This window comes from Rhizobium sp. FKY42 (assembly GCF_005222835.1).
Classification (GTDB): domain Bacteria; phylum Pseudomonadota; class Alphaproteobacteria; order Rhizobiales; family Rhizobiaceae; genus Neorhizobium.
Genome location: NZ_STGA01000010.1, coordinates 69,765 through 88,314, shown reverse-complemented (window position 1 = coordinate 88,314; position 18,550 = coordinate 69,765). Strand labels below are relative to the sequence as shown.

The 18,550-nt window shown below is 57.6% G+C and carries 13 protein-coding genes and 1 pseudogene; 7 read left to right on the top strand and 7 right to left on the bottom strand.

Annotated features, from left to right (window positions below; all coding sequences use genetic code 11):
- Positions 1-9 precede the first annotated feature (9 nt).
- The 4 genes and pseudogenes from E8M78_RS05905 to E8M78_RS05890 all read left to right on the top strand — a co-directional run bounded on the left by E8M78_RS05905 (position 10) and on the right by E8M78_RS05890 (position 5,671).
- Entirely contained in the window at positions 10-1,257 is a 1,248-nt protein-coding gene (locus E8M78_RS05905; protein ID WP_137134188.1) for an MFS transporter, read from the top strand.
- An 8-nt stretch (positions 1,258-1,265) separates the two neighbouring features.
- Positions 1,266-3,278 (top strand): TonB-dependent receptor, encoded by a 2,013-nt coding sequence (locus E8M78_RS05900; RefSeq protein WP_137134187.1) that lies wholly within the window; start codon positions 1,266-1,268, stop codon positions 3,276-3,278.
- Between the two features lie 17 nt (positions 3,279-3,295).
- Positions 3,296-4,462 (top strand): FAD-dependent monooxygenase, encoded by a 1,167-nt coding sequence (locus tag E8M78_RS05895; protein ID WP_137134186.1) that lies wholly within the window; start codon positions 3,296-3,298, stop codon positions 4,460-4,462.
- 268 nt (positions 4,463-4,730) lie between these two features.
- Positions 4,731-5,671 (top strand): annotated as a pseudogene (locus E8M78_RS05890) (IS630 family transposase).
- Positions 5,672-5,737: 66 nt separating this feature from the next.
- Here E8M78_RS05890 and E8M78_RS05885 read toward each other — a convergent pair.
- The 3 genes from E8M78_RS05885 to dctP form a co-directional block, all read right to left on the bottom strand.
- Entirely contained in the window at positions 5,738-7,459 is a 1,722-nt protein-coding gene (locus E8M78_RS05885) for a DUF2264 domain-containing protein (protein ID WP_170973333.1), read from the bottom strand.
- A gap of 62 nt (positions 7,460-7,521) precedes the next feature.
- Entirely contained in the window at positions 7,522-9,435 is a 1,914-nt protein-coding gene (locus tag E8M78_RS05880; protein ID WP_205910224.1) for a TRAP transporter large permease subunit, read from the bottom strand.
- A 71-nt stretch (positions 9,436-9,506) separates the two neighbouring features.
- Positions 9,507-10,487, bottom strand: coding sequence for a TRAP transporter substrate-binding protein DctP (gene dctP, locus E8M78_RS05875; RefSeq protein WP_170973332.1), 981 nt, complete (start codon positions 10,485-10,487; stop codon positions 9,507-9,509).
- Positions 10,488-10,717: 230 nt separating this feature from the next.
- On the opposite strand from dctP, the gene E8M78_RS05870 reads away from it, so the two are divergent.
- Both E8M78_RS05870 and E8M78_RS05865 read left to right on the top strand, forming a co-directional pair.
- A complete protein-coding gene (locus E8M78_RS05870; protein ID WP_137134182.1) occupies positions 10,718-11,902 on the top strand; it encodes a glycoside hydrolase family 88 protein in 1,185 nt (394 codons plus the stop codon).
- A gap of 107 nt (positions 11,903-12,009) precedes the next feature.
- Positions 12,010-13,017: a LacI family DNA-binding transcriptional regulator gene (locus E8M78_RS05865; protein ID WP_137134181.1), complete on the top strand. Its 1,008-nt coding sequence runs from the start codon at positions 12,010-12,012 to the stop codon at positions 13,015-13,017.
- A gap of 255 nt (positions 13,018-13,272) precedes the next feature.
- Here the strand turns inward: E8M78_RS05865 and purU are convergent, their stop codons facing one another.
- From purU to E8M78_RS05850, 3 genes are all read right to left on the bottom strand, one after another.
- Positions 13,273-14,157, bottom strand: coding sequence for a formyltetrahydrofolate deformylase (purU, locus tag E8M78_RS05860; protein WP_137134180.1), 885 nt, complete (start codon positions 14,155-14,157; stop codon positions 13,273-13,275).
- Entirely contained in the window at positions 14,154-15,014 is an 861-nt protein-coding gene (locus E8M78_RS05855) for a methylenetetrahydrofolate reductase (RefSeq protein WP_137134179.1), read from the bottom strand. The genes purU and E8M78_RS05855 overlap by 4 nt, the downstream gene beginning before the upstream one ends.
- 312 nt (positions 15,015-15,326) lie before the next feature.
- Positions 15,327-16,271 carry a LysR family transcriptional regulator gene (locus tag E8M78_RS05850; protein WP_170973331.1) on the bottom strand — a complete coding sequence of 315 codons (945 nt, stop codon included), beginning with the start codon at positions 16,269-16,271 and terminating at the stop codon, positions 15,327-15,329.
- A 160-nt stretch (positions 16,272-16,431) separates the two neighbouring features.
- On the opposite strand from E8M78_RS05850, the gene E8M78_RS05845 reads away from it, so the two are divergent.
- Positions 16,432-17,853 carry an aminomethyl transferase family protein gene (locus tag E8M78_RS05845; protein ID WP_170973330.1) on the top strand — a complete coding sequence of 474 codons (1,422 nt, stop codon included), beginning with the start codon at positions 16,432-16,434 and terminating at the stop codon, positions 17,851-17,853.
- A gap of 291 nt (positions 17,854-18,144) precedes the next feature.
- Here E8M78_RS05845 and E8M78_RS05840 read toward each other — a convergent pair whose 3' ends face one another.
- On the bottom strand, positions 18,145-18,543 hold the full coding sequence (locus E8M78_RS05840; protein ID WP_137134176.1) for a hypothetical protein: 399 nt from the start codon (positions 18,541-18,543) through the stop codon (positions 18,145-18,147).
- Between the last annotated feature and the right edge of the window lie 7 nt (positions 18,544-18,550).

Sequence of the window (18,550 nt, the reverse complement as noted above, 5' to 3'; positions counted from 1 at the left end):
TTTCTGAACATGAATACGAAGGCAAAGCCGCAGCATGCCTCAAACCTCAAAGTTGCCAGTCTATTTGCTGGCCTCTATGCGGCTCAGGCTATTACTGGCAGCCTTGTGCAGACAGGCTTGCCAACTGTTCTTCGAGAAAGCGGAACAGCGTTGGACAAGCTCGGGATGCTTTCGCTGATTTTCCTGCCATGGGCCTGCAAATTCCTTTGGGCGCCGGTCGTTGATCGCTATGGCGTGGTCCGACTTGGCCATCGCCGCACTTGGCTGCTCGCTTGCCAAACACTGATTGCCATCAGTTTCATGGCCATGGCCTGGTTTCCGCCACAGGAGCACTTCACAGCGCTCTTGGTCTTGCTGTTGGCCATCGCCTTTTTCGCAGCTACGCAGGACATCGCGACCGATGCGCTGGCCGTTGAGGCGGTTGACGAGAGGTGCCGGGGCCTGGTGAGCGGCTCCAGCGTCTTTGGTGGCTATTTCGGCTTCTTGCTGGGTGTTGGTGCCTGGTTGCCCGTTTATGCCACTTTTGGCTGGTCCGCCTCCATGATCTTTATGGCCGCTCTCGTCCTCGTTATGACCTTGCCGGCAATTATCGCGCGCCCGGTCGAAGCGATCATCCAGAAAGATCAGTCGTCGTACCGTCCAGGTCTCAAAGCCGCATTCGCCAGTGCCAGCCTGCGCCGCGGACTTCTCTTCCTGCTGGTGTATCAGGCAGGGTTGCGTCTCGGAATGAGTCTTATCGGCCCCTATCTCATTGATGCCGGTCTGGATCTTTCGCAAATCGGCTGGTTGAAAGGTGTTGGGGGTGCGGTGGCTGGCCTTGGCGCCGCATTGCTGGGAAGTGTCTTCCTCCGCCATCTCGGTAGGCACGCGCTTGTGGGCGCTGCACTCCTCAATGCAAGTGTTTTCGCTGCTCTTGGGCTTTGCGCAATCTTCGGATCTGTCCCCAGCCAACTCATCGGGTCGCTTGTTCTGTTGCAGGCGGCAGCCGCTGCCTTCAGCATGATGGCACTTTACGCCACGATGATCGGCTGGTGCTCTCCCAATCAGGCGGGAACCGATTTCGCGCTGCTTCAAAGCGTAGACGCCATCCTGGCTATCGGCTTCTCCATCGCCGCCGGCTTCATCAGTCAGAATGCAGGACATCACGCGAATTTCGCAATCGCTGCCGCCCTGCTTGTCATTGCAGCTATGTCCAGCACACGGCTTCTGCGCGGCATCCTTCCGACGAAACCTCGTCGCCTCATCCTCAGTAATTAGGATCAACTATGTCTAAAACAAGCCTTTTGAGCGCGACTGCATTTGCCACAATCGCCGTGCTTTCTGCCTCGAACACCATGGCCCAGGATCGCAACGGCGATGAGGGGGTTACGCTTGAACGGGTCGTGATTACTGCAACGAAGCGCTTGCAGGATGCCTTTAGTACAGCGGGTGAGGTAGCAACGGTCGAGGCGGACGAGCTGGAACGTCGTGGTTTGACCAGCATCGACCAACTGGATCGTGTGTTCACCGATGTGCACATCCGCCAGCGCTCCAGCCGCGCCTACAACAATATCACCCTGCGTGGCCAATCGTCTGTTGATTTCTACAATCCTTCTGCGCAGCTCTATGTCGATGGTCTGCCGCAGGATCAGGCGCTCTTCAGCCAGATGTTACCAGAAACGCTTGAACGTATTGAAGTGCTCTACGGCCCACAGGGTACGCTTTATGGCCGTGGTGCCATCGGCGGCGTGGTCAATGTCGTCACGCGCAAACCGGATGACGAATTGCGCGCGGAGTTCAATACTACAATGACCAATCTGGGGCCAAAGGCCGGATTGTATGTAAACACGCCGTTGATCGAGGATACGCTCTATGGGGATCTATCCTTCAGCGCCCTCAATGAGGACGGCGAGATGAAGGACATGGTCACCGGTGAGGACGTCGGCGAGAGCAAGGATCGTTGGGGACAGGTTCGTCTACGTTATGCTCCCACTGACAGTCCGCTGGATGTGATGGTCTCTGCCGGACGCACCACTCGGTCATCCGGGGAAGAACGCTTCGTAATGGAATCCATGCTGGATGCACGAACAGCACTTCCGGTTCCTTCCTACTACAAGTTGAGCAGCAATAATTTCGGCCTCACCGCCTCCTATGATCTGGGCGAAGCGACGATCACATCGCAGACCGGTTACCAGGATCGTGCGTTAGATCGTACAATTTTCGGCAGCTATACGCCGGAATGGCAGAAAACGCTCAGTCAGGAGCTTCGGCTTGCATCCAATCCGGAAGCCGGGAACGCAATCGATTATGTCGTCGGTCTCTATTATCAGGACCTTGATTTCAAGCGAAATGTACCGGCATCATTGTTGGCCTCACATCAGGATATTCGTTCTTCTGCTGCCTTCGGCGAGGCGACATGGCATGCGACGGACCGGCTGGATCTGCTGGCGGGCGTACGGTTCGATTATGAAGAGGTAAAGGCAGATACGTCACTGGCTGGAAATGCGCGTTACAATTCTGATGATTTCTCTGCTGTCTCGCCAAAGGCGGGCGTCAGCTACAAGATCACCGACGAACTTTTAGCCTATGGCCTGTTCAGTACCGGTTTCAAGGCGGGTGGGTTTACACGCGCCGTCACGCCCGACAATATTGGCTTCTCCTACGATCCACAGCACACTTACAACTATGAAGCTGGCGTGAAGGCCTCGCTCTTTGACGGAGCACTCGAACTCACTTCGTCCATCTATTTCACCAAGACGGATGATTACCAGCTTTCGGTAGGTCCGGTGCAGGGCCAATATCTGCAAAACGTGGGTGAAGTTGAAAGCAAGGGTGCCAACCTGACGGCACGCTGGCAGGCAACCGACGCTCTACAGATCAAAAGCGGTATTGCCTATAATGATACCTATTTCAGTGCATACCGAAATCCATCCAATCCAGGCGTAGACCTGACCGGAAACCAGGTTCCCTATGCACCCCGCGTTACCGCCAATCTTGGAGCCGAATATACGTTCGATCTTCCAGATGATCATGGCGCGTTGATCGCCCGCGCCGGCGTGACCTACATCGGCAAGACCTATTTCAATGAGGCCAATACATTGGGGCAGAAGGAATATGCCCTGTTTGACGCCGGGCTAACCTGGAAGAAGAACGAGGCTGTCGCTGCCGAGTTCTTCATCGATAACATTGCTGATGAGACTTACTCCGTTTACGGCTTCAACGCCGGACCGTCCTTCGGGAATGTTTATCAGCTAGGCAAGGGACGCACCTTTGGTGGTCGCCTGAGCATCAAGTTCTAAAGTAGGCGGGGCAGAGCATGCGTGTGCTGATTTCAGGTGCTGGGCCTGCCGGCTTGACTTTGGCCGCATGCCTGCTGCGTCAGGGTATAACACCCGTCATTGTCGAAAAAGCTGAAGCCATCCGTGAGGCGGGCTATGCCGTTGGCATCCATGTCAACGGCTGGAATGTGGCCGAACGTCTGGGCATCATTGAAGATCTGCTTGGAAATGCACTGGATCTCGGAAGATCGGAGTATCGCAATCTCCGTGATGCCCCGCTTTTCCAATATGATTACAAGCACTTTTCCGCCGCAGCCGATGGCAAGATGCTTGCCATCATGCGTGATGCGCTTGTGCGCGTTTTGCATGAGCATCTCGATGGACGGCTCACAGTGCGGTTTGGAACACAGATCGACGCGATGACCGAGGCCAACCAATGCCTGACGGTTCGCTTCTCAACCGGGGAGACGGAGGATTTCGATCTGGTAGTGGCTGCCGATGGGTATCGCAGTCGCGTTAGGCAGCTCTGGTTCGGCCCACATGAGGCGTTTCTTCGCCCTCTGGGCTATCGCGCCGCTGCTTGGCGACTGCCAGACGGACCAGGTATGGATTGCAGCTTCGTCGGGTTCATGGATGTTGATCGACAGGCAGGACTCTATCGGGTCGGGGACGGTACGGCAGCCACACTTTTCTGCTGGCGTGATCAAGAGACGCAGCGCATTGCTGCCGAAGATCGCCAACGCTATCTGAAAGACATTTTTGGCAACTGGCCCGGTATGATTTCTGCCACCTTGGATCAGGAGGTGGACTGGAATGATTGCTTCTTCGACACGATCGCGCAGGTCGAGGTTCCAAATTGGTCACGTGGTCGTGTCGTGCTTCTTGGTGATGCCGCTCATTGCATGACGTTCCTCTCGGGTCAGGGTACTTCGACGGCCATGGCCGGTGCCTACATTCTGGCGCAGGAGCTGACAGCAAAGCCGCTCCCCGATGCTCTCGCCGTTTATGAGGCGCGTCTCAAACCCTTGACCCTGACACTTCAGGCACAGTCCCAAAAGATTGGCGGGCATTACGTGCCTCGCAGCCGTCTTGGAATAGTCATCCAGTCCTGGCTCATTCCTATTTTGATGCGCCCCCCTTTCACACGGTTCACTGTCAAAAAAATGCTAGCCAGAGCACTGGCACTCGATGGCGCTACTTCATAAGGTTCCTAAAGGGCCTGTCGCAAATTTTCGTGGTCAACGGCGTGTTGACCACCAGCAGACAAATGGGAGTGTTGAAAACTTACTGGCGAGTGAGAATTGCCCCTCTCGCGATCCTTCATGCTTTGTTAACCTTTTGCATTCCGAAGAGGTGCGCGAGCAGATCGTTCTGATCACTAGAGTCTGTCAGCGCTCATCGGAATCGAGAGGGGGATTCCGTTGATTTGGTTTTTGTGATTCAAGATCATTGCTGGATCGGAGGCCAGCAATGATGGTGCGAGCTCTTTCACTCGATTTGCGAACGCGTCTAGCCGCCGCTTTGAAGGAAGGCATGACCGTTCGTGCCGCAGCGAAGCGGTTTGGGGTGTCGGCTGCAACAGCGGTCTGTATTGGGCAACTCGATCGGCTCGGTAAAGGCCTGATGCCGGCGAAGATCGGCGGGTAAGTCAAACCAACACTGAGGGGCGCCGATGCCGTGCGTCAGCGGCTGCGGGTCAAGTCCGACTGGACGGTGCGTGCGTTGTCGGCGGAACTGAAGTCTGCGGGGATCAACGTATCTCACGACACTCTCTGGCGCTTCCTGCGCAGCGAGGGCAAGACCTTCAAAAAAAACACTGGCGGCAAGCGAGCAGGATCGCCCGAAGGTGGCTCGGTTCCGGATGCGATGGAAGACCCATCAACATAGGCTTGATCCGGCCCGGCTCGTCTTTATCGACGAGACCTGGGTCAAGACCAACATGACGCGCAGCCGGGGCTGGTGTCAGCGCGGCGAGCCACTCATCGCAAAAGTCCCTCATGGTCATTGGAAGACGCTGACGTTTCTGGCCGGCCTGCGCAGCGACAGCATCGTTGCCCCCTTCGTCCTCGATGGCCCCATCAATGGTACCGCCTTTACCGCATGGGTCCAGCAAAGCCTGGTCCCAACTCTGAAGGATGGCGATATCGTCATCCTCGACAATCTCGGGAGCCACAAAGGAAAACCAGCCCGAGACACGATCCGCGATGTCGGCGCACATCTCTTTTTCCTGCCGCCATACACTCCAGACCTCAATCCCATCGAGATGATGTTCGCCAAGCTCAAGACGCTCGTCAGAAAGGCGGACGAGAGAACCGTGGAAACAACATGGAGACGAATAGGAGAACTCCTCAAGGCGGTTCAGCCCGCAGAAGTGCTCAAACTACTTCAGACATGCAGGTTATGGTTTAATTTGAAACTGACAGATTCTAGCTCGCCTCTTCGGACTGCAAAAGGTTAACAAAGCATGAAAATGAAGATGGTCAGGGTATAATCGCGAGCTTCGAAAATGTTTGCGACAAGCCCATGTCTATCTGGTACGGCTTCTCTCCGCTGGCGCACCAGCACTGGAGCTCGGTTTCTCCAGCCGGGATATGGCCGACGAGTTGCGGAACCCAGATCCTCGGGTGGGCAAGGTTGACGCCGGAGGCAGGTGCATGGATTCGCGCCCGCCGGCAGTTCCCCAGATCGACTATGCAGCTGAAGAGCCCTTCCGAGATCGCAGCGGAATGAGGTTCAAGCTGGCATGTCTCAGTTTTCCCGTCCGTGCGCTCGATGGCAAATCCGCCTTCGATCGTATCAAGGGCCACCGGCGTCGAAATCCTGTGACGGCGCAGATGGCCATTGCCATAGGGCTGCAACCAAGTTTCGATCTCGACGTCGGGATAGGGACGCCAAACGCAATGGACTTCTCCATCGACAATCTGGGCTGAGATGCAACTGTGCCTTGAAACCCATGGGCGCCCTTCCGCTTGAACACCGAGCGCTCCGTCCAGGGACGCAGTCAGCAGAGTTGCATCGCGCATTTCGACACTGAAAGTAAAAAGGGTCGAATAGGCGAACTTGGCATATTTCTCGGCACCATGACGGAACTGTGGCCCTGCCTGTCCCCCGGTGAGGGCAACCGTCTGGGTCGGTGTTCGCTGAAGGAGGAAGCCTGCTCCTGGCTGGATGAGAGGCATGTCTTCGGGAAGCGGCGCTTCCTCGGAGGTCCAGAAAGGGTGATCTGCGGGCAGAGCCAGCGGCAGAAATGCCTTGAGCGCCCAATAGGGCGAACATGCGGAATTGTAATCTTCCGCCATCATCGGGTTCGGATAGGCATAACCGACTGACAGGACGCCGTCGCGGTCGGCAATGGGTTGGCGCGACCACCATCTGATGTTGCGCAGGACTATCCCCTTGAGACACCCCCAGGACAGGACAGGATCGCCGACCTCGGCGAGCGTATAGGCTCCGAAGAACGCCGTCATGGCGAAGCGATAGGTCATGGATCGACCATAGGCCAGACCTCTGCCTTCCGGGTCGAACCAGCCGGCAAAGTTCGGCGCAAACAGCCGCGCACGCGCCAGATGATCGACTGCCGGTTTCTGCGGCGCAAGGCAGGCGAGAAGCAGGGCATAGGTGTGGAAGGCAAAGCCATTATAGTGATCGACGCGGCGTCCGGGGCCGTCACGGTACCAGCCGTCGCCCAGATAGAGCGCTTCGAGTTCCGCGCCATAGCGTTCAGAATCGGCCACCGGAGTATCCGGTTCCACGCGCGCCAGACCAGCCACAATCAGATGCCTAAAGAACATCCAGTTATTCGGCGAGAAAACCTGTGCCGTGCATGCGCGCAGATAGGCGGACACATGGGCCTTGCTCCGCTGGGGCAGGGGGATCCATATTCTGTCCGGGATCGCCATCAGTGCAAAGCCGATCGCCGCCATTTCCACAAGACGCTGGTCTTCCGGCCCTGGCCAGCCCCAGAACTCCTCGTGTTCGGGATCGCACCCGTTGCTGAGCCCCTCTCGCACGCGTGCCCAGTCCAGCACATCCGAACCGCCGAGTGCGGCAGGTACGGCTCCCCAGAGTGGGCGGGCAAAACCTTCAAGCTCCGCCGCTGCCCTGTCGAATATGGCAGCGCCCGCCGACAGTTGCAGACGGGCGCCGCCAGGCGATTGATAGGCGGAAATTGGATGGATCAGGGCACGCAGAGCTTCCAGCATATCGCTCCTGCCGGCAATTGGCAGGCCGTACAATGGATTCCATCCGTGCCCTGTCCGCCGCGTCATAGACCGAACAGCCTCGGCAGAAAGAGTGTGACGGCCGGCACATAGGTGATCAGCAGCAGCCCCGCGATCTGGAGGCCGAAGATGGGGAGCAGCGGCTTGGTGACGGCCCCGATGCTCTGACCACTGATCGAGCAGGCGACGAACAGGATTGTTCCAACCGGAGGCGTGACGATGCCCATGGCCAGATTGTAAACCATGATGATACCGAAATGCACCGGATCTACGCCGAGCTCAGTGACGATCGGATAGAAAATCGGCGTGAAGATCAGCATGGCAGGCGCCATGTCCATGGGAATGCCGACGATCAGCAGCACGATGTTGATGATCAGCAGGACGAGGAACTTGTTGTCGGCAACCGTCATGATGAGACTTGCCACGGTTTCAGGAACCGACGCAAAGGTCATCGACCACATCATCATCGCCGAGCAGGCAATCAGGAACAGGATCGATGCCGTCATCAGGGCGGTATCGACGAGGATCTTGGCAAGTTGCTGCAAGGTCAGGCTGCGATAGGCAAACCCGAGAACCAGGGCATAGACAGCCGCCACGCCAGAGCCTTCAATGGCTGTAAACGCGCCCCCGAGAATACCGGCAATGACGATGATGACGAGAAGCATGCTGGGCAGGGCTCTCAGCACGATCCTGAGCGTTTCAGAGGGAGTGTGCCGCTGCCGATCGGCCTCATAGCCGTGCTTTTTGGCATACCAGCCCGCATAGAGCATGACAGCCAGGCCCATGATGATGCCGGGCACATAGCCTGCCATGAACAGCGCAATGATGGAGGCGCTTCCACCGGTGATGAGCGAGTAGACAATCAGAGCGCCTGACGGCGGGATCAGGAGCCCGACCGGTGCTGACGCTGCGTTGACGGCGGTTGTCACCGCCATGTCGTAGCCCTTTTCCTTCGCAACCGGATTTATGATGCCGCCGATGGCGGACGCTGCTGCAATGCCCGAGCCTGACAAGGTTCCGAACAGCATGTTGCCGAGGACATTGGTCTGCCAGAGACTGCCGGGAAAACGGGCCCCGAGCAGCATGGCAAGATCGATCAGACGCCGCGCCAGACCCGTGACATTCATGATGTTGCCAGCAAGGATGAAGAAGGGCAGCGCGAGAAAGCCGAAACTGTCCAGGCCGTTGAACATGGTTTCTCCCACCGTCGGCAGAACGCGAGAGATGTTCATCTGAAGAGCGAGCGTGAGCACGCCCGCCAGCGCAAGCCCGACCGATATGGGTGTGCCGATAACCAGCAGGAGAGTTGCGATCAGAAAGAGGACGATTGTTGAGGTCAGTTCCAGATAGTTGTCCGTCAGGGTCTCCATCCAGGACGACGTCCAGATCAGCCATATCAAAGCGCAGCCTGCTGCAAGCAGCGTGAAGGCAATGCTGAAAAGGCGCAGGCCCCCTTGCTCTGATCGTATGCGCTGGACGATATCCCTGCACTGGATAACCACCATCATAAGACCGCAAAGTCCGATCACGGACATGATCAGTCCCATGGAGATCTGCAACATGGGACTGACGGTTGCGGCATTGACCATGACGCTTTTCCAGCCGCCCCAGATCAGCGCCCCGCCGAATAGCATGTTGATGAGTGCATTCAGATGGAAAAGGACACTTTGGCCATTCGGCTGCATGCTTTCCGACATGATCGGCAGGTTCATGTGGTAGGTGCCAAGAAAGCAGACACCGGCGCCGAAAAGGCCGAGCCAGATGAGAGAGAAACGCAAAAACTCTTCCGTCAGGAGGCTGGGCGTCCCCAGCAGATAGCGTGACACGATCTGCCAGGTGATCGCGGCAAGCATCAGAGCCAGAAGCACCGCCATGATGGACGAAAGCCCCTGCAAAAGAAAACGGCCAATCCCACGATGAGAGATCCTGGCCTCGGCAACGGCAAACTGCTCGTCCATCATCAATCCTTTCAGAAATCTGCGGGAACCGAGGATATCATTCAGTTCCCGCTATGCGGCGACGTGCGAACTCAGCGACCGGTTGCGGTGAAGAGCGCTTCGATCATCGGCCGCTTGGCCGCATCGCCACGCGCCTTTTCATACATGGGCGAAACGGCAGCCATGAAGGGAGCCAGATCCGTCTGGGTCACGGTGACACCCAGCTTTGCAACGGCCTGAGCCAACTGGTCTGCTTCTGTCTGATCAGCGAACTTGATGGACTTCAGGCTGACCTTCTGGAACTCCTCCTGCAGGAGTGCGAGATCCTGCTTGCCGACCTTTTCGTTGAACTCTGCCGACGTCACGATGAAATCCGTCAGACGTGTATGGTTGGTGACGAGCGCATATTTCGCAACCTCGCCGAACTTTGCGACCCACAGGCCGGCCAGACCGCCTTCAGCGCCATCGACCACTCCGGCCTGCAGCCCCGAGTAGAGTTCGCCGAAGGGCAGGGGCGTCGGCACGGCGCCGAACAGGCTCACCATTTCCGTATAGGTGGGGCTGGCGATTGAGCGCAGTTTCAGACCCTTCAGACCTGCGAAATCCTTTACAGGCTTGGTGGTGTAGATCGACCGGAAACCGGAGGACAGGAAGCCAAGGACATTGATCTTTTGTGCCCGCGAAGCTGTCTCAAGTGTTTTCAGAATGTTCGGGTCCGTCATGACTTTGGCATATTCTTCCGACGAGCGGAACGCGTAGGGCAGATTCATGACGCCAACAGCCGGGACCACGGTTTCGAGCGTACCCGAGTTCACCAGGCCCGCGTCGATGGCGCCGGTCTGGATCTGCTGAAGATACTGTGCCTGCTCGCCCAGGACACCATTGTGGAACATCTTGAACTTGACGCGGCCTTCCGTGCGGGCGGTAACGGCTTCCGAAAACTCGGCAAGCAGCTTACCGGCCGTGCTGTCCTCCGTGACATTGGTTGCGATGCGGAACGTAGCCGCATGAACGGATACGGCAGACACGGCAACGGCAAGGGCAGCGGTGATAAGGCGAAGTGTAATTCCCATTGAGATTCCTCCAGTTTTCCAATGCCTGTGAGCAGGCATAGCTCCTTCTCGACGTCGGCACACCTGCGGCAGCCCTGGCGTATCATCTACGTCAGCGTATTCCTGCCATCATTGTGGTGGGCCGATCCTCCTGTGACATTTGCTACGACTGGATTTTACTGACGTCAAGAAATTTCTTTTATTGACAAAAGTTTCGTATTTCGCGAAAAGTCTGCCCGGAGGAGATAATCATGCAAACGTCTCAACTGACATCCTACTTCACCAACGGTCCCGATCATGCCGGACGGGAGATCTATCAGGCAGCGCTTGAGCGGTCGGTGGCACGGTTGCGTGAACTTCTTCCGATTGCCGGGTTGCGTAACCCGAAGATCGGGCGTCCCGATCACAGCTGGAGTTTTTGCGATGGTCCAGACTGGGTTATGGGATTCCTGTCCGGGCAATTGTGGCTGGCGCATCAACTGACCGCTGATCCCGTCTTTGCGGCGGCGGCGCGCGCAAGAAGGCCGCAGTTTCGGGCTGTTCTGGACAGTCGCAAGGCGCGGGACCACGATCTCGGTTTCATCTTCTCGCTATCGTCTGTCGCGGAGTGGCTTTCGACTGGCGACGAGGTTGCGCGAAGCATGGCGCTTGAGGCCGCCCGCTGGCTGATCGGACGGTTTCGAGAGGAGGGCCAGTACATCCAGGCCTGGAATCCGGTAGGCCCGGAGGATCGTCAGCAGGCTCGCTTCGCCAATGGTCGCATGATCGCCGACACCATTCAGAACCTCGCGCTCCTGCACTGGGCACATCGCGAGACCGGCGTTGCGGATTTCCGCGAAGTTGCCGATCTCCACGAGGCGACGACGCTGCGTTGTCTGGTTCGGCCCGACGGGACGACGTTCCACACCTTCCTGTTCGATCCGGCCACGGGGGAACCGTTGCGGGGAGAGACGCATCAGGGCTATGCCGATCACTCCTGTTGGGCAAGGGGACAGGCCTGGCTGATCCATGGTTTTGCGAACTGTCATAGAGTGACAGGCAATCCCGTTTCTCTGGACGCCGCGCGACGACTCGCAACCAAGGCTGAGGCGTTGGTGGGAGGCAGCAAGGTGCCGGTCTGGGACTACAGCCTTCCCGCAAATGGAAAACATCCGGTTGATTCATCGGCGGCAGCCGTAACGGCAGCAGGGCTATTTCTGCTTTGCGAACTTGTGCCGGAAGCCGAGGCTGTGCGGTGGCGCAATTTCGGTTACCGTCTTCTGGACGGGCTTCTGGAGACCTGTGACCTCACGCAGACCCCGAACGCGCAGGGACTTCTCGCCCATGGTGCGGGGCATGTGCCTGCGGGCCGTTGTGATGCCATGCTGCCCTACGGCGATTACTATTTTATGGAAGCTTTGATGCGCGCGCAGGGGCACAGGGATTTCTTTTGGTAGTCTCGCTCCTGCTTGTCGCGGGAGATGTGTTGCAACGGCATAGCTTGCTGCGCTATCGGAACGAGATACATATATGACCTTTGCGAAAGGGAACCGATCTCTTGCAGATGCAGTTGCCACCAGAGCCCACGCTTAAGGATATTGCCGCCGCCGCCGGCGTGTCGGTTGCCGCAGTTTCCAAAGTCCTCAACAACCGTGAAGGTGTCGGAGGTGCTACGCGCGATCGGGTTCTGCAGATCGCAGAGGAACTTGGTTATCGCGGCCGTTCCGGTCGCCAGGTTGGCAGCGTTTCGGTCCTGACACTGGAACAATATGTCACTCATGATGCCTTCTATGGTGATGTCCTTGCAAGCATTGGAACGACCGGCTCTGCCGCCGGACTCGATGTCAGCGTGACCGTCCTGCGGGATCTCGCTGAGATGCTGGCACCGGGAGGTTTGCCGCAGGCTCAGGCTCTGCTGCTTGTCGGGGTCGATCATCCGGATCTCGTCGAATCCGTTGCCTCCTTGCAGGTGCCTGCCGTCATCGTCAATGGAATGGATCCATCCATGCGATTGCCAAGCGTTGCGCCGGATTATCTCTACGGTGCCTGGACCGCAACGCGGCATCTGCTTGCGCTTGGACACCGGGATATCGTGCATGTCACGCATGCCTGGCGAGAAACCTTCCGTCGTCGCGTGGCAGGTTTTCGCAGTGCCCTGGAAGAGGCGGGCCTGACCTTTGACTCCGCCCGCCACGTCATGGATCTCGGTGCGCCAGAGCACATCAATCTCTCGGCCCGCGATATCCTCGAGCGCTGGTTGGACGAGGGTAACCCGATGCCGACCGCCTTTTTCTGTGTCAATGACATGGTGGCGCTTGGCGTGATCCAGGCGATAGAAAGACGGGGCCTTTCAGTGCCCGACGACGTCTCTGTTGTCGGCTTCGACGGGTTGGCGCTCGGGAGCTTCGGTACTCCCCCGTTGACCACCGTCAGCTCGAATCGCCACGCCCTGGGTCGTATCGGGGTTGAGCTTCTCGCGGCGCGATTGGCGGAGCCAACCGGTCCGGTTCAACGCATCAGTGTCGGCGTTGATCTCCTTTTGCGCCGCTCGACCGCCGCACCCCGAGGGTGATGTGGGCCATAGGTGAAGCAGCGGAGGGCTCGCAGGGTTGGCACCCGTGGGTGATCAGCTTTCGGGGTTTGATGTCGCCGCCTTGGCTGAGAACACCCGGCAGGATATCTGGGGAGAGTTCATCGGCTCGGCCCCCACCCACAGACAAACAGTGGGTGACAGGCTGGGCGCTAGACTAAAAAACCTGCTGACACAAGTCTGCCATTTGGACCCCTCCTATTGGAATTGGTTTGCGGATTGGGGGAACCAATTCCATCAACCCATTCGCTCGGAGGAGTATTCCCCCGGTGAGGCGGCAAAGACGATTGTCTTGTTGCCGGCCAGGAACACCCGTTTCTTCGCGTGAGCATGAACCGCGCGGGCGAGCACCTGTGCTTCGACATCCCGGCCCAGCGACACGAAATCCTCGGCATTCTGCGCATGGGTCACACGCACCACATCCTGCTCGATGATCGGTCCCTCGTCCAAGTCGGCGGTCACGTAATGCGAGGTGGCGCCAATCAGTTTCACCCCGCGCTCATAGGCCTGTTTGTAGGGGTTTGCTCCCTTGAAAGACGGCAGGAACGAGTGGTGGATATTGATGATCCGGCCGGACATTTTACGGCACATGTCATCGGAGAGGATCTGCATATATCGAGCAAGGATGACAAGTTCGGCTCCGGTGTCTTCAATCACGGACATGATCCGGGCCTCGGCAACAGGTTTGTTTTCTTTGGTCAGGGGGATGTGGTGGAAGGGAATGTCGGCATTCACCACCGCCTTCTGGTAATCCATATGGTTGGAGATAACGGCAACGATCTCGATTGGGAGCGCGCCGATCCGCACCCGGTAGAGCAGGTCATTCAGGCAGTGCCCAAAACGGCTGACCATGACCACCGCCTTCATCTTCGTCTCGGAGTCGTGGAAGGCATAGGTTATCGCGAAGGCTTGTCCCACCGAGGCGAAACCGGTTTCGATGTCTTGCAACTCTCGCGTGCTTTCGATGACGAAGCGCACGCGCATAAAGAACTGGCCGGTTTCGAGATCATCGAATTGTGAACTGTCGACGATAGAGCAGCCATTCTCTGCAAGGAAGCTCGATACTGCAGCAACGATGCCACGTTTCGAGGGACAGGAGACATTGAGCAGATAGGAGGTCATTGCTTCGCTTCCAGTGTAAGGCCACGCGCCTCGAGCCAGTCGAGGGTCTGAGAGGTGCCTCCGAACGGGTAAAAATGGAGACCTGCAATAGCGGGTAGGTTCGCAGATTGGATTGCATCCACAATATCGCCAGGATCGAACCCGCTGGCGAGCATACGCAGATTGGATGTCCGGGTTTTCAGAAACTGGAGCGAATTACCGACACCACAGGCCACGCCGTATTTGATGAGCGTGGTCAGTTTCGCCGGACCGGCAAGACCGACGTGTACAGGGGCAAGAATGCCCCGAGCCCTAAGACGGTGTGCCCAGTCGATATATGCGACCGGATCGAAGCCGAACTGGGTGACGATCCGGGCTGTCAGCCCGTGACCTGCAAGATAATCAAGTTTTTCAAGCAATACCCTTTCTGCCGTTTGTGTGTCGAAATCCGGGCTGCCTTCGGGATGGCCAGCGACACCGACATTGGTAATACCTGCGGTCTGGAGCGCGCCCGTTGCCAGAACCTGCATGCTCGATCCAAAGGGACCCGTCGCCGTGGCTGGACTTCCTGCAATCAGGAGAAGGTCGCGTACGCCTGCCTCTTGTGTAAAGCTGTCGAGAAACGCGGTCAGGCCCCCTGTCGAGGGAAGCCGCCGTGCCGCCAGATGCGGTACCGCCCTCAGTCCCAGAGCGCGAATATGCCGAGCAGCAGCCACTCGGGTGGCAAGTGTTTCACTGCCCAGATCCGGGATATAGACGCGGGACTCGGCGGCCAGCGGCGCATGATCCAGATCACCTTTCAGGACCTTGGTTGCACTGATTTCGATAGACACGGGAAGATGTTCGGCGGTGTTGACCGCCGGGACTGTTGCTGACATGACGATACCAGATGTTAGGGGAGACGGCGCCGACACGAAGACCGGTGCCCCGATCGGATGATAGTTCGACTTGGTGCTTCCTGGTGGAATCAGCCAATCAACATGTCGCAGTGAAGCGGTATAACCGCGGGTCTGCAGTCGCGAAGGTCAATGTTCCTGCCTGTGCGGCACCAACAAGGCCATATGGCAAGTGCCATCGCTGCGCTCTGTCTTAACATGCTCATGCCATTCCCTCCCTATGAGCAGCGTGAAGCCTGTTCAGGATAGCAAAAGAGCGTCAGCGAAAAAGCTGATTATATTGTCGTTTGACATTCATAAAATCGATGAACCCTCCGGCTCGCTGCGTGCAAACTGCTCGCGGATACGCCGGATCGCGACGTCGCGAAACCAGACATGGGCGCTGGAATTCGCGTTGACGGGTTGCCACTGGAGAACTTCGGTAAAGCTTTGACTGTCGAAGGGGGTGTTGAAAATCTTGAGATCCCATTGACTTGCAACGCGTTCGGCCATTCCACTTTGCAGCATGGCGAGCCGATGCGTTCCTGCGACGAAGGCCGCGACGTGGTCGAATGCGCCAACGATCACCTGAATGCGCCGATCAATGCCGGCATTCAGGCAGATGAGCTCGTCGATGCCGGGTGTCTGCTGCTCACCAAGGCGTACCGCGACGTGCCCGGCTTCTTCAAACTGCTTGCGGGTCAGCACGGATGTGTCCTGCCAATGCTGCGCGCAACCGACCACCTTGAAGCCTTCGGAAAACAACCGCTCATAAGGCAGTTCCGGCACCATGACCGATTGCGGGCATAGCAGGAAGTCTATCTCGCCCGCGACAAAGCGGCGCCGGACTGCTTCGCCCCGCAATGGTGTGAGGTTAAGGCGTGTGAGGGGTGCCACCTCGCACAGATGCCGCGCCAGATCACTGACAACAACCTGCGTCATGAAGTCGGACACGGCGAGTGAAAATTGCAGCGTCGAGGTCTTGGGATCGAAGGGTTGGCGTCGGATGATGTTGGACTGCACGTCACGCAACACCTCGCGTACGGGACCGGCAAGCGCTTCGGCCAAGGGTGTTGCGCGCTGATCGCGACCGACACGCACGAAGAGCTCATCGCCAAAGAAGTCGCGCAGCCGTCCCAATGCACTGCTCATTGCTGACTGGCTGAGATGCAGTTTTTCTGCCGCCGAGGTGACGCTTCCCTCGGTCACGATAGCGTCAAAGGCCACCAGAAGGTTCAGGTCGAGCCGCTCAAACCGCATATTTTTCAAGCCTCTCCATCGTTCATCGATTTCATCAATGTCAGTCAAAAATATAATTCGTTTTATCGGTGATCGGTCAAGTCCTACGCTCGCAAGGCAAATCGATGGTGGCGGTGGCCTCGGGAGGTTCGAGCCCAGATCCGCCGTATGGGAGAGAGCTATGCGAAACCTGAACGACCTTGTGCGCGCCGCAGGCGGCGCCGAGAACCTGCTGCGCGCCGACAAGTATGACCGTGCCGATCTGCCGCCGGCTTATGATCCCGGCCTGATCATCCCCAATATCCCGCAGGAATTTTCCCGTTGGGAGCGCGAATCCCGGTCGTGGCGCGAGACGGTCGCGCTGTTTGACCAGTCTCACCATATGGCTGGGGTATTCGTCTCGGGTCCGGATGCGCAGAAACTGCTGGGTCGTCTGTCCTGCAACAGCCTGTTCAAGTCCGTGCCGAACCGTGCCTCGCAAATCATCTGCGTGAACGACGACGGAATGATGATCGGCGACGGGATCGTGTTCCATCTCGAGCAAAACCTGTTCTCGGTCTATGGTGCGCCGATGGTGTCGACCTGGATCAAGTTCCATGCCGAAAGGTCGGATCTGGATGTCGAGGTGGTTTCCGATGATCGCTCGCCGGTCTATGCCAACGGTTTTGGCAACACCCGGCCCAATTGCCGTTACCAGCTTCAAGGGCCGCTGGCGGGGAAACTGATTGAAAAGCTCAATGGTGGACCGATCGGGGATGTGAAATTCTTTGGCATGACCGAAATCACCATCGCGGGTCATCATTGCCGTGCGCTTCGTCACGGGATGGCCGGAGCCATGGGGCTCGAACTCTGGGGCGACTGGGAGCATCGCGTCGCAATCCGCGAAGCAATCATCCGGGCGGGCGAAGAATTCGGTCTTTGCGTCGTCGGTGGTATGGCCTATCTCGTGCCCGCCATTGAAAGTGGCTGGTATCAGGCGGTTCTTCCGGCGATCTATCATGACGACCCGACGCTTGATGCCTACCGGAGCTGGACTCCCGAGACCGATCACAATGCGCTGATGATGCTGGTTGGGTCGAAATCCTACCAACGGATCGAAGACTATTATCGAACGCCCTACGACCTCGATCTGGGCAAGTTCCTCAACCTTGAAAATGATTGTATCGGACGCGATGCGTTATCGAAGCTGGCAAATGCGCCCTCTTCGAAAAAGGTCACGCTTGCCTGGAACCGCGATGATGCCAAGGCCCTCTTTGGCGAGATGCTGACGCCTGGTGGGCGCAACGTCAAATTCCTGCATCTGCCCGCGAATTGCGACACCATCGGTATCCACTATGACCATCTGACCAGGAACGGTCGGGATGTTGGCACTTCGGCCTACACCGCCTACAGCGCCAATGAACGGACCATCCTGTCCATGGCTCTGGTGGAAGAGAGCGTCGAGATCGGTGATGAACTGACCCTGACCTGGGGCGAGGCGGGAGGAGGATATGGCAACCATGTCGTGCCTGCGACCGATCCATTCCAGATCCGCGCCATTGTGAGCCCCGCACCCTATTCGCGGGTGGCACGCGAGACATACAGGACTGCGGAGATGGCCTAAAGCGCGGCGCACTTTATTGGATTCGATAGAGCCGCGCTTTCGATCTTTTCTTGCCGCATGTACGTTATCGTTCAGTCGAGGATGATTGAACGCGCCATGCTTTAGGCCCAAGCGGCCGCTCCGGGATACTGAGGTTTCGGGGCGGTTGTTTATATGGCCTGTTGTCCGGCATATTGCCGGCTGCGCTGATGGTCTTGGCGGATCTTCCGTCCCGAAGGTTCCTTGGAGCGCACGCCCGGCGCTGAACGATGATATCGGCCTTACAGGCTGTTCAGGTTATCAGTCTTCGCGTCAACATGCAGCATCGAAGCTACTCGCTTCGGCTGTGGTGAGAAAAGTAAAGGTGACCAATTCGCTGTGATCTTCCTGTCGAATGCCAACCGCCGTAACGATCAGGCGAGCGATCTCATCCTGTGCTTCGCTTCCTGATCGGAAGGAATTGACCGCTGTTTCAATCGCCTTGGCAAAGACCTCGCTAATCAGACCAAGGCGCATATTGTGCTTCATGATGATATTGCGGTCTTCGATGATCGCGACCTGTTCGGCCTTAGGGATGCCCGCATTGTCCATTGCCGTGATCGTCGCATTCGTGGCCAGCTTGATGGGCCCTTCCTCCAGCCACCGATCGACCATCTGGTTGAACTGAAGCATACGCGACGCAGGAATGGTCTTCTGTATGGTAATGGACATCCTGATA

What these genes read in the sequence shown, in the direction of transcription:
- dctP (WP_170973332.1), bottom strand. Translation starts at nt 10,487, where the DNA reads ATGGGAATTACACTTCGCCTTATCACCGCTGCCCTTGCCGTTGCCGTG.
- E8M78_RS05905 (WP_137134188.1), top strand. Translation starts at nt 10, where the DNA reads ATGAATACGAAGGCAAAGCCGCAGCATGCCTCAAACCTCAAAGTTGCC.
- E8M78_RS05870 (WP_137134182.1), top strand. Translation starts at nt 10,718, where the DNA reads ATGCAAACGTCTCAACTGACATCCTACTTCACCAACGGTCCCGATCAT.
- E8M78_RS05900 (WP_137134187.1), top strand. Translation starts at nt 1,266, where the DNA reads ATGTCTAAAACAAGCCTTTTGAGCGCGACTGCATTTGCCACAATCGCC.
- E8M78_RS05845 (WP_170973330.1), top strand. Translation starts at nt 16,432, where the DNA reads ATGCGAAACCTGAACGACCTTGTGCGCGCCGCAGGCGGCGCCGAGAAC.
- E8M78_RS05880 (WP_205910224.1), bottom strand. Translation starts at nt 9,435, where the DNA reads ATGGACGAGCAGTTTGCCGTTGCCGAGGCCAGGATCTCTCATCGTGGG.
- E8M78_RS05885 (WP_170973333.1), bottom strand. Translation starts at nt 7,459, where the DNA reads ATGCTGGAAGCTCTGCGTGCCCTGATCCATCCAATTTCCGCCTATCAA.
- E8M78_RS05865 (WP_137134181.1), top strand. Translation starts at nt 12,010, where the DNA reads ATGCAGTTGCCACCAGAGCCCACGCTTAAGGATATTGCCGCCGCCGCC.
- E8M78_RS05840 (WP_137134176.1), bottom strand. Translation starts at nt 18,543, where the DNA reads ATGTCCATTACCATACAGAAGACCATTCCTGCGTCGCGTATGCTTCAG.
- E8M78_RS05895 (WP_137134186.1), top strand. Translation starts at nt 3,296, where the DNA reads ATGCGTGTGCTGATTTCAGGTGCTGGGCCTGCCGGCTTGACTTTGGCC.
- E8M78_RS05855 (WP_137134179.1), bottom strand. Translation starts at nt 15,014, where the DNA reads ATGTCAGCAACAGTCCCGGCGGTCAACACCGCCGAACATCTTCCCGTG.
- purU (WP_137134180.1), bottom strand. Translation starts at nt 14,157, where the DNA reads ATGACCTCCTATCTGCTCAATGTCTCCTGTCCCTCGAAACGTGGCATC.
- E8M78_RS05850 (WP_170973331.1), bottom strand. Translation starts at nt 16,271, where the DNA reads ATGCGGTTTGAGCGGCTCGACCTGAACCTTCTGGTGGCCTTTGACGCT.